Source organism: Saccharopolyspora griseoalba (assembly GCF_042665275.1).
GTDB classification, from domain to species: domain Bacteria; phylum Actinomycetota; class Actinomycetes; order Mycobacteriales; family Pseudonocardiaceae; genus Saccharopolyspora; species Saccharopolyspora griseoalba.
This window is the reverse complement of sequence record NZ_JBHTCJ010000027.1, coordinates 1-10,505: the sequence shown is the minus strand read 5'-3', so window position 1 is coordinate 10,505 and position 10,505 is coordinate 1. Positions and strand designations below refer to the sequence as shown.

Here is a 10,505-nt window from a genome sequence, read left to right as displayed (position 1 = left end):
ACGAATTCACCGAAATCGCCGAAGTCATCGCACAAGCCCTCAAACCCACCTTCGACCAGACCACCAGCGCCGAACTGCGCGCCCGCGTCGAAGCACTCGCCGCCAAGCACCCCCTCTACCCCAACCTCTGAGCGGAGTGCTGAGCAGAACCGCTCCCCGGGACGCGTTCCCGGGGAGCGGTTCTCCTTGTCAGTGCGAGGTCGTGGTCTTGGCGGGGTGCTCGGCCGCGTCGGCGAGGTGTTGCAGCGCGCGGACGAGCTGGTGGGCCTCCTTGGGGCGCAGCTCGCTCGGTTCGTAGGCGCCCTCGCTGGTCGAGCCGCCGAGCCAGGTGACCAGGTAGCGCTCCGCGTCGTCGGCCTCGATGGCCAAGTGGACCTGCTGGTCGGTGCGGGAGGCGGCGAAGGTGGCCTGCCCGGATCCCGCCTGCAGCAGATCTCGCAGGGCCCGGGCGAAGGCGCGGGCCTCGTCCGCGGAGAGCTCGCAGGGCTCGCAGGACCCGTCCCGGGGGCTGTCGAGGAAGACGATCAGGTAGGTCTCCCCGGCCGAGCTCTCGACCGCCAGGTGGATCCGCTCCCCCGTGCGCGGCGCGCTGATCGCCACCTCCGTCGGGGTGCGAACGGTGCCGGTGCGGCGCATGCTCACCTCTCCTCCGGTCGTGCCTCCGAGAGCTGTCGGGACGGTTCGCGCGCGGCCCCAGCGGTCGGCGGGCGCCGAGGATCGGTGGGCACCGCGGCGTTCCCGAACAGCTCCCCCAGCAGTGCACTCCACGAGCCGCGGGTTTGTCACCCCGGAACCGCTGGAACCGGACGGAAAGTGTCTGAATTTTCACCGGGCGCTCTCGGCGGCCTCCATGCGCTCGACCCTCGCGGTGATCTCGCGCAGCAGCACCGAGGTGGGCACCCCGGCCAGCTCGGGCTCGACGCGCACCTCCGCACCGGCCTCCTCCGGGCTCAACCTGCCCGCCTTGACCAGGACCTCCAGCAGCGGCACCTGGAGCGCGCGCGCCATGATCCGGGCGTTGCCGATGTCCGGGCGGTAGCCCTTGCGCCACCGGAACACCACGCTGGGCCGGAGCCCGCTGTGCTCGCAGAAGTCGTGCACCGTCCAGCCGCGCGCGGTCAGGTGCCGCTCCAGGTACTCCACGAAATCGGCGTCCGTCGCGGTTCCGGCGGCTTCCTCGGCATCGGCCTGCGGCATGCGTTCGAGCATAGTCACATGGATGCGACCGCGCGCAGTCCCGCAGATCGTGCTGCGCGGCGATCGCGGGATCGCTGGAAAGCCCCGGTGACATCCGTTAGAGTCCAAAACCATGAATGAGAGTCGCTGCGGCGCAACTCGTAGGAAGTCCGATCGTGCTAGCTCGGGTGCCCGGCGCACCGCGTCCCCGCGCGGCCGAGGCTCCGGCAACCGCTCGATCCCGCGTCCGGAGGCGGTCGCGGCATCCCGGAGCAGACTCGGGGTCCGGATCTCCTGCCGCCGCTGCTAGGGGCTGTTGAGGAATGCGTCGCGGAGCGGTGCGGGTAGCGGGTTGGGAGACGCCTGCTGGACCCCGCGCGCCACACGGCGTCGCGGCGGGCTCACCGGCGAGGACGGGATCGCCGGCCGGTCGGCCTCGCTACGCGGCGAGGTCGTTCGCGGACTCCTCGGACCCGGCCACCTGCCTGCGCGGCCGCCGGTGGCGCCACCACCACGCGCCCAGGCCCACCAGCACCAGCGAGCCGGCCAGCAGCCAGCTCGCGCGCCCGAGCAGCGTCTCGACGTACTTCGCCGAGGCGCCCGCGGCCCAGCCGATGCCGACGTGGGTGCCCGACCAGGCGACGGCGCCGACGAGCGAGGACGCGAAGAACTTCGGGTACGACACGCCGCCCGCGCCCGCCGCCGCGGGCATCAGCGTGCGCACGACCGGGAGGAAGCGGGCCAGCAGCACCGCGCCCATGCCCCAGCGGCGCAGCAGCCTGCCCGCGCGGTCCCAGTGGTGCTGGCCGAGCTTGCGCACCACCTTGGTCTCGCGCATCTTCAGCCGGTACCGGCGGCCGAGCCAGTAGCCGATGTTGTCGCCCAGGGCCGCGCAGACCGCCACCGCGCCCGCCAGGACCAGGAAGAAGCCGAGGTCGGTCACCGCGGCCGAGGCCAGCAGCAGACCGCTCTCCCCCGGCACCAGGAAGCCCAGGCCGATGGTGCACTCGCCGAGCACGAGCGCACCGGTGACCAGCACCAGCAGGGGCCTCGGCAGACCGGCGATCATGGCCAGGATGTCGCTGATGAACGTCACGCGTGGAGCTCCTCGGCATGGTCGGACGCAGCGGTGCCGTCACGCTACCGGGTGATGCGCGGCTAGCAGGCCTTGACCCAGGAGCACTCCAGGTCGCGCTCGTCGACACCGGTTCGCGGATCGTCGGGCCAGGTGCGCTGTTTCGGAACCCGGCTCAGCCCGGGCTGGTCGTCGGCGCCGTCGTACTCGGCGAGCCGGACCGCGATCGCGTCCTCGACGTCGCGCGGCGCGGCCGAGAGGTGGTCGTTGAGCACGACCGAGAACACCAGCTCGCGACCGTCGGCGGCGGTGACGTAGCCGGACAGCGCGGTCACCCCCGTCATCGAACCGGTCTTGGCGCGCACGTTGCCCTCCGCCGGGGTGCCGGCCATGCGGTTGCGCAGCGTGCCGCCGACCATCCGATCGGCGCGTCCGGCGATCGGCAGCGCCTCGCGGAAGGCCGGGAACCAGGGCCTCCCGGCCGCGTTGTCCAGCAGCGCGGTCAGCTGCTCGGGCATCGCGCTGTCCATCCGGGACAGCCCCGAGCCGTCGACCAGGCGCAGCGCCCGCGGATCCACGCCCAGGCCTGCGAGCTCCTCGGTCACGACCCCGATGCCGGCGTCCCAGCTGCCCTCCCCGGCCCGCTGCCGTCCCATCGCCTTGACCAGGACCTCGGCGTGGCCGTTGTTGCTGAGCTTGAGGAAGGGCACCAGCAGGTCGCGCAGCGGCATCGACTCGTGCGAGGCCAGCACCTCGGCACCCGGCGGGGTCGCGGCCTCACCGGTGCCGCGCGCGGTCACACCGCGGGCGGCCAGGGCGCGGGCGAGCAGATCGGTGGCGTAGGCGGTGCCGTCGCGCACCGCGACCCACTCCCGCACCGGCCCGGCGTCGGCCGGGATGCTGCCGGTGGCGGTCACCCGCCCGCTGCGGTGGTCGCGCCGCACGCTCACGTCCGGTGCCTCGCCCGCCGGAGCCGTGGTGACCCGGTTGTCCACCTGGAGCACGCCGGTGGCCGGTACCAGGCTCACCTGCGCGTCCTGGCCGGGCGCGCCCGGGGCCACGCGCACGATCGCCGAGCCCGCGTCGTAGTCGGTGTCCGGCGCGGCGTTGAGCGCCGAGATCGGCGCCGAGTAGTAGTAAGGCTCGTCGTCCCATGCCCAGCCGGTGCCCAGCGGCACGTCGTCGAAGGCGGTGTCGTCGGCCAGCAGCCGGCCGGTGACCTCCCGGATGCCGGATTCGGCGATCCGGGCGGCCAGCCGGTCGTAGTCGGCGGCCAGCACCGTCGGGTCGCCGCTGCCGCGCAGGTGCAGGTCGCCGCGCAGGGTCGCGCCCTCCCGCGCGCCGCTCGCGAGCACCTCGGTGCGGAACCGGTGGTCCGGGCCCAGCGCCTCCAGCGCGGCCGCCGCGGTGAACAGCTTGACGTTGGAGGCGGGCTGGGCGCGGTAGTCCGGCTGCCTGCTGTAGAGCACCTCGTCGGTGGCGGGATCGCGCACCACGACCCCGGCCTGGGCGCCGTCGAGCCGCGGGTCGGCCAGGATCTGGTCGAGGTCGGCCTTCAGCGCGTCCCTGCCGGTGGGCTCGGCCCCCGTCGGGGGCACCACCACCAGCGGGATCACCAACGCCAACCCGACCGCGAACGCCGACCGCCTGCGCATCGCACCCCCTGAGCTCGGAGATCACGCAGCCTAGTCGACGATCACCGCGATCGGCGGAGATTTCGCGGAAGCGCCGTCAGCCCACCGCGATCGAGGTGGCCATCGCGATCAGCGCGCTGCCGCACACGCGCTCGAAGACCTTCTTGCGGCGCGGGGAGGCCAGCCACTCGGCCAGCTTGCCGACCGAGGGCACCACGACCAGCCACCAGCCGGCGAAGGCGCCGACCGCCACGCCGCTGAGCAGCGCGGCCTGCGGCATCGGGGCGGCCGCCGGGTCCATCGCCTGCGGCAGCAGCGTCAGGAAGGTCAGCATCACCTTGGGGTTGAGCAGGTCGGTCAGCAGCGCGCGCACGAACACGCCGCGACCCGAGACCGGGCCGGCGGGCGCACCACCGGCGACCGGCGCGCTGCCGGACTTGCGCAGCACCTGGAAGCCCATCCACACCAGGTAGGCCACGCCGAGCGCCTTGACCACGAACAGCGCGGTGGGCACCGCGACCACCAGCGCCGACAGTCCCAGGCTGGCCGCGGTGGCGTGCAGGCACAGGCCGCAGACGATGCCCGCGGCGGCCAGCCAGCCGTACCGGCGCCCGCTGGCGGCGCTGCGCGTGACCATCACGAAGTCGGGCCCGGGCACCAGGACGATCACCAGAAGTGCCAGCAGGAACGACCCCCAGGCGATGTGCAAAGCTCGCTCCTTCGCAGAGAAGATCAACAAAACGGGGAACGCGCACATCCTCCGCGCATCGTTCGCCCGCGCGCGAGCACCTGCGTAGCATGTTCGGTTATGACGCAATCCGTAGAACTGGATTCGGTCGACTGGTGGATTCTGGAGGAGTTGCAGAACGACGCCACGTTGCCGAACCGAACCCTGGCCGAGCGGGTGGGCCTGGCGCCGTCGAGCTGCCTGCAGCGGGTGCGGCGGCTCAAGGAGCTCGGCGTGATCACCGGGTCGCACATCGACGTCGACCCGGCGGCCACCGGCCTGGCCCTGGAGGCCGTGGTGGCGGTCAACGTCCGGCCGCACACCCGGCAGGTCGTCGACCAGTTCCGCGAGTTCGTGATGGCTCAGCCGGAGACGCGCTCGGTCCTGCACGTCAGCGGGCAGGCCGACTTCCTGGTGCACGTGGCCGTCGCCGACACCACGCACCTGCAGGAGTTCCTGGTCGACAAGCTCGCCGCGCGCACCGAGGTCCGGAACTTCACCAGCTCGATCGTGCTCGAACAGCTGCACACCCGAGCGCTGACACCGCCGAAGCACCTGCGCCCGAAACGGCGCAGGCGCGGATAGTTTGCGGAGGATGGCGAACCAGGCGAGGCTGACCAGGATGTCCACCAGGCACGGCGACGAAGAGCGCGGACCCGACCACGTCCTCGGGCTGGTCACGGACCCGGACATGCCCACCCAGGTGGGCAACCGCACCGCGCAGGAGGTGGTGGAGTGGCTGGAGGAGGAGACCGGCGCGGAGTGGGCCATCGACGTGGTCTCCGACCCGGTCACCGCCGGCCACTCCGACAGCGACGAGATGCTGCGCGCGGTCAGCCAGCACCGGGAGCGCAACGGCTGGCGCTTCGCGATCTGCCTGACCGACCTGCCGCTGCTGCTGCACCACGGCGTCCTGCTGGCCGACGCCAGCACCGAGCGCGGCGTGGCGCTGGTGTCGCTGCCCGCGCTGGGCGCGTTCCGGCCCTACCGGCGGACCTACCGGGCCCTGCTCCGCCTGCTGGCCGACCTGCTGGACTCCGCGGACGGCAGCAGGGTGAGCAGGCCGTTCCGCCGCTCCCAGCACGACGGTTCGGTCGACGTGCGCTACACGACCTCCCGCTGGCGCGGCTGGCTCATGCTGACCTCCGGGATGGTGCGGGCCAACCGCCCCTGGCAGCTGATGTGGGGCCTGTCCAGCGCGCTGGCCGCCGCGCTGGCCGCCGCCGGCTTCGGGATCTTCACCTCGACGGTCTGGCAGATCGGGGACGTGCTCGGGCCGCTGCGGGCAATCGGCACGATGGTCTTCTCCCTCGGGCTGATGACCGGCTGGCTGATCGCCGCGCACGGCCTGTGGGAGCGGGTGGGGCGCCGCGCGATCCGGGACCGGCGCCTGGCGCTGCTCTACAACGCCTCGACGGTGACCACGCTCAGCGTCGGCGTCGTGCTGCTGTACCTGGTGGTCTACGCGGTGAGCCTGGTCGCCTCGGCCACCCTGCTCGACGCGAGCATCCTCGGCCAGACCCTGGGGCACGAGACGAGCTGGACGACCTACCTGCGGCTGTCCTGGATGGTGTCCTCGATGGCGATCCTGGCAGGTGCGCTGGGCTCCAGCCTGGAGACCGACGCGGCGGTCCGGCAGGCCGCCTACGGCTACCGCGAGGAGCAGCGCCGCGCCCAGTACGCCGAAGATGAGGAGCACGAGCAGGACACCAGGAGCGCGGAGGAGAGGGAGGCCGAGGACGCCTCCGACTCGGAGGAGTAGCCCCCGGCCGCCTCGCGAGGAGCCAGCCGGACGGACCTCGGGCTCACCGGTTGACGCGCAGGAGGCCTTCCTGGACGACGGTGGCCACGAGCTGCCCGTCGCGGGAGAAGAACCGGCCGGTGGCCAGGCCCCGCCCGCCGGAGGCGCTCGGCGAGGCGCAGTCGTAGAGCAGCCAGTCGTCGGCGCGGAATCGCCGGTGGAACCACATCGCGTGGTCCAGGCTGGCGCCCACCACGTCGTCGAGCCCCCAGTAGACGCCGTGCCGCGCCAGCGGCGCGTCCAGCAGCGTCATGTCCGAGGCGAAGGCCGCGATGCACACGTGCAGCAGGTCGTCGTCCGGCAGCGCGCCGTCGGCCCGCATCCACACCTGGTTGCGGGCGGCGCGGGGGCCGGTCTCCCGGCTCTCCCACGGCGGCTCGGTCACGTAGCGCACGTCGATCGGCCGCGGCTGCGTCATGCCCAGCCCCTCGAGCAGATCGCCCGCCCGCTCGGTGAACGTCGGCAGCGTCTCGGGATCGGGCACGTCGGGCATGTCGTCGGCGTGGTCGATGCCGTCCTCGTCGACCTGGAACGAGGCCGACAGCGAGAAGATCGTCTTGCCGCGCTGGGTCGCCACCACGCGCCGCGTGGTGAACGAGCGGCCGTCGCGGGTGCGGTCGACCTCGTAGACGATCGGGATGCTCGGGTCGCCGGGCCGGATGAAGTAGGCGTGCAGCGAGTGCACCCGCCGCTCGGCGGGCACCGTGCGCCCGGCGGCCACCAGGGACTGGCCCGCCACCTGACCGCCGAAGACGCGGACCGAGGAGGTCGCCGGGCTCACGCCGCGGAAGATGTTCTCCTCGATGCGCTCCAGGTCGAGCAGCGCCACCAACCGGTCCAGCACGGGCTGGCCGTGCGGTACTCCGGCGGAATCGGTGGGAACCTCGGTTCCCAGGTCGGTCCCGGTCGGGTCGGCTGCGGCGGCGCGGGCCGCTTCGGTCACGGCGAACTCCCTAGCGTGTCTCTACCGGATACCGGACGGGAGGGGCGACGAGCGCCACTCCCGTCCGCGGAAGGCGTGGATCAGACGTGGTCTTCCTCGCCGAGCCGGTGCACGCGGATGAGGTTGGTCGACCCGACCGTTCCCGGCGGAGAACCGGCGACGACGACCACCATGTCGCCGCGCTGCGACCGGCCCAGGGACAGCATCGCCTGGTCCACCTGCCGCACCATCTGGTCCGTCGTGTCCACCTTAGGCACCAGGAAGGTCTCCGTCCCCCAAGTGAGAGCCAGCTGACTGCGCACCGACTCCTCGGGGGTGAAGGCCAGCAGCGGCAGCCGCGTGTGCAGCCGCGCCAACCTGCGCACCGTGTCTCCGGACTGGGTGAAGGCCACCAGCGCCTTGGCGTTGAGCCGCTCCCCGATGTCCCGCGCGGCGTAGGAGATCACGCCGCGCTTGGTGCGCGGGACGTGGCTCAGCGGCGGCGGCTCGGCCGAACCGCTCTCCACGGCTTCGACGATGCGGGCCATGGTCTGCACCGTCTCGACCGGGTAGGCGCCGACGCTGGTCTCGCCGGAGAGCATGACCGCGTCGGTGCCGTCGAGCACCGCGTTGGCCACGTCGGAGGTCTCCGCGCGCGTGGGGCGGGAGTTCTCCACCATCGAGTCCAGCATCTGGGTGGCCACGATGACCGGCTTGGCGTTCTCCCGCGCGATCCGGATGGCCTTCTTCTGCACCAGCGGGACGTGCTCGAGCGGGAGCTCCACGCCGAGGTCGCCGCGGGCGACCATGACGGCGTCGAAGGCCAGCACGATGGCCTCCAGGTTGTCGACCGCCTCCGGCTTCTCCAGCTTGGCGATCACCGGCACGCGGCGGCCGACGCGGTCCATGACCTGGTGCACCAGGTCGATGTCCGCGGGGCTGCGCACGAACGACAGCGCGATGAAGTCCACGCCCAGCTCGAGCGCGAACTCCAGGTCCTCGACGTCCTTTTCGGACAGGGCGGGCACGGAGACGTCCATGCCCGGAAGGGAGATTCCCTTGTGGTCGGATACGGGACCGCCCTCGGTGACCTCGCACACCACGTCGTTGCCCTCGACCGCGGTGATGGTCATCCCCACCTTGCCGTCATCGACGAGAAGGCGGTCACCGACCTTGGCATCGCTGGCAAGGCCCTTGTAAGTGGTGGACACCCGGTCGTGCGTGCCCTGCACGTCATCGACCGTGATGCGCACGACGTCGCCGGTAGCCCACTCGACCGGTCCCTCGGCGAACTTGCCGAGCCGGATCTTCGGTCCCTGGAGGTCCCCCAGGATGCCCACGGCGCGGCCGGACTCCTTGGCCGCCGCCCGGACCATCTCGTAGACCTTCTGGTGGTCAGCGTGGCTGCCGTGGCTGAAGTTCAGCCGGGCGACGTCCATTCCGCTGCTGACGAGCTCGGCCATCTTCTCCGGGGTGGAGGTGGCGGGGCCCATAGTACAAACGATCTTGGCTCGTCGACTCACATCACGTCAGCGTAGTCTCTTGACCGGTGGGTGCAGCACTCAGCCACGCAAGAAAGTGCTGATCGGGGAGATTCTTGCTGGATCATTACAGAACGCAACTCTCCCGACTGCCGTTCGTGATGTCGCTACTGGTCAGTTGGGCGATCCTGTTCACCCCGGCAAGCGGCGTGCCGACCGCCCCGCCCGGCACCGACAAGGTGATCCACTTCGCGCTGTTCGCGGCCCTCGCCGCCACCGGTAGGCTCGCCGGCTTCCGCGCCCGATGGCTGCTGCCGGCGCTGGTCGCCTACGCGGGGGCCTCGGAGCTGGCGCAGGGCGTCCTCCCCCTCGGCCGCAGCTGCGAGCTGCTGGACGCCCTCGTCGACTGCGCAGGCACCCTGGTGGCCTGGCCTCTTCGCAGAAGTCTCGGAGCGCGCTCGGGGACTTCTGATGAGAGAAGGCGCTCTAGCGGCGCTTCTTCTCGGTGACTCCGATGTGGTCGGCGCACCACTGGTTGAGCTCGCGCACGGCGCGCCACGACTCGCGGACCCGCTCCAGGCACGCCCGCTCGTGCAGCACCTCGTCGGGCTCCCAAGCGCGCGCCGCGTAGAGCGTGCGGTGGCGCAGCAGGTCCAACCGCGGGTGATCGGCGGCGAACCCGCGCGGCCGGCTGCGCAGCGTGCTGCCGGTGATCTCCCAGCCCGCGGCCGAGAGCTCGGCGAGCAGCCCGCGCAGCCGCTCGCCGTGGATCTCGGCGTCCACCGCGGCCCGGAAGCGCGCCAGCTGATCCGACTCGGTGTGGTAGCAACCGCCCGCGACCAGCATCCCCTCGGCGGAGACCTCGACGTAGTAGGCGCCACCGCCGCGCCCCTGCTCGATCACCGCGCCGCAGTGCGTCTTGTACGGGGACTTGTCCGGGCTGAACCGCACGTCGCGGTGCGGGCGGAACACCTTCCCCTTGCCGAAGCCCGGCCCGAACTCGGGCTCCAGCTCGGCCAGCAGCGCCTCCATCGGAGCGCGCACGTGCTCCCGGTAGATCTCGAGGTTGTCCGACCAGTAGGCCTTGGAGTTGTCGGCCAGCAGGCCGTCGTAGAACTCCACCGCCGCGTCGCCGAATCCCTCGAATCGCACGGAGCGAGTCTATTCGCTCGCCCGCGCGCCGAACCGGGGCTAGGTTGCTCCACCGTGGACACCGACACCCGCGCCGTCGTCGAAGCCGAAATCCGGTTGCTGGAACCGGGAACCCGCAACGACGCCGAAGCGGTGCGCGCCGCGCTGCACCCGGACTTCCGCGAGTTCGGCGCCTCCGGCCAGATATGGGACCGCGACACGATCCCGGAGGCGACCCGCGGCAGCGCCGACCGCATCGAGACCAGCGATCTGCGCCCGACCCGCCTGGGGCCGGACGCGATCCTGCTGACCTACACCGCCCACCACCCGCGCGGCTCCTCGCACCGCACCTCGGTGTGGATCCGCACCGGGAACGCCTGGCGGCTCCTCCACCACCAGGGCACCGCGATCCCGGAGGCGGGCTGACGCGGGTCAGGTGAGGGTGATCTGGCGGTTGACGTCCTTGTAGAGGAGGTAGCGGAACTTGCCGGGGCCGCCTGCGTAGCAGGCTTGGGGGCAGAAGGCGCGCAGCCACATGAAGTCGCCTTCTTGGACTTC

12 protein-coding genes and 1 pseudogene are annotated in these 10,505 nt (G+C 71.9%); 4 read left to right on the top strand and 9 right to left on the bottom strand.

The annotated features are described in order from the left end of the window. Positions 1–189: 189 nt before the first annotated feature. The 5 genes from ACFQRI_RS26965 to ACFQRI_RS26945 all read right to left on the bottom strand — a co-directional run bounded on the left by ACFQRI_RS26965 (position 190) and on the right by ACFQRI_RS26945 (position 4,594). Positions 190–642: a hypothetical protein gene (locus ACFQRI_RS26965; protein WP_380673457.1), complete on the bottom strand. Its 453-nt coding sequence runs from the start codon at positions 640–642 to the stop codon at positions 190–192. Between the two features lie 183 nt (positions 643–825). Next, positions 826–1,197, bottom strand: a complete 372-nt coding sequence (locus ACFQRI_RS26960) for a helix-turn-helix domain-containing protein (protein WP_380673455.1) — start codon at positions 1,195–1,197, stop codon at positions 826–828. Between the two features lie 418 nt (positions 1,198–1,615). Then, a complete protein-coding gene (locus ACFQRI_RS26955) occupies positions 1,616–2,272 on the bottom strand; it encodes a DedA family protein (RefSeq protein WP_380673453.1) in 657 nt (218 codons plus the stop codon). Between the two features lie 62 nt (positions 2,273–2,334). Then, on the bottom strand, positions 2,335–3,906 hold the full coding sequence (dacB, locus tag ACFQRI_RS26950; protein ID WP_380673451.1) for a D-alanyl-D-alanine carboxypeptidase/D-alanyl-D-alanine endopeptidase: 1,572 nt from the start codon (positions 3,904–3,906) through the stop codon (positions 2,335–2,337). Positions 3,907–3,982: 76 nt separating this feature from the next. Then, a complete protein-coding gene (locus tag ACFQRI_RS26945) occupies positions 3,983–4,594 on the bottom strand; it encodes a LysE family translocator (protein ID WP_380673449.1) in 612 nt (203 codons plus the stop codon). 99 nt (positions 4,595–4,693) lie between these two features. Between ACFQRI_RS26945 and ACFQRI_RS26940 the strand changes: the two genes are divergently transcribed. Both ACFQRI_RS26940 and ACFQRI_RS26935 read left to right on the top strand, forming a co-directional pair. Further along, positions 4,694–5,197, top strand: a complete 504-nt coding sequence (locus ACFQRI_RS26940; protein WP_380673447.1) for an Lrp/AsnC family transcriptional regulator — start codon at positions 4,694–4,696, stop codon at positions 5,195–5,197. 10 nt (positions 5,198–5,207) lie between these two features. Further along, positions 5,208–6,374: a 5,10-methylene-tetrahydrofolate dehydrogenase gene (locus ACFQRI_RS26935; RefSeq protein ID WP_380673445.1), complete on the top strand. Its 1,167-nt coding sequence runs from the start codon at positions 5,208–5,210 to the stop codon at positions 6,372–6,374. 43 nt (positions 6,375–6,417) lie between these two features. On the opposite strand, the gene tesB is transcribed toward ACFQRI_RS26935, so the two are convergent. Then, complete coding sequence (tesB, locus tag ACFQRI_RS26930; protein ID WP_380673443.1) at positions 6,418–7,356, bottom strand: acyl-CoA thioesterase II; 939 nt, start codon at positions 7,354–7,356, stop codon at positions 6,418–6,420. Between the two features lie 80 nt (positions 7,357–7,436). Then, positions 7,437–8,858, bottom strand: a complete 1,422-nt coding sequence (pyk, locus tag ACFQRI_RS26925; RefSeq protein WP_380673441.1) for a pyruvate kinase — start codon at positions 8,856–8,858, stop codon at positions 7,437–7,439. Positions 8,859–8,977: 119 nt separating this feature from the next. On the opposite strand from pyk, the gene ACFQRI_RS26920 reads away from it, so the two are divergent. After that, the gene (locus tag ACFQRI_RS26920; RefSeq protein WP_380673439.1) at positions 8,978–9,325 is read left to right on the top strand and encodes a VanZ family protein; all 348 of its coding nucleotides are present in this window, start codon (positions 8,978–8,980) and stop codon (positions 9,323–9,325) included. Here ACFQRI_RS26920 and ACFQRI_RS26915 read toward each other — a convergent pair. Further along, entirely contained in the window at positions 9,303–9,968 is a 666-nt protein-coding gene (locus tag ACFQRI_RS26915; protein ID WP_380673437.1) for a DUF2461 domain-containing protein, read from the bottom strand. The genes ACFQRI_RS26920 and ACFQRI_RS26915 overlap by 23 nt on opposite strands. A 54-nt stretch (positions 9,969–10,022) precedes the next feature. Here ACFQRI_RS26915 and ACFQRI_RS26910 point away from each other — a divergent pair, with 54 nt between their 5' ends. After that, positions 10,023–10,373: a nuclear transport factor 2 family protein gene (locus ACFQRI_RS26910; protein WP_380673435.1), complete on the top strand. Its 351-nt coding sequence runs from the start codon at positions 10,023–10,025 to the stop codon at positions 10,371–10,373. Between the two features lie 6 nt (positions 10,374–10,379). On the opposite strand, the pseudogene ACFQRI_RS26905 reads toward ACFQRI_RS26910, so the two are convergent. Next, positions 10,380–10,505 (bottom strand): annotated as a pseudogene (locus ACFQRI_RS26905) ((S)-ureidoglycine aminohydrolase); the annotation flags it as partial.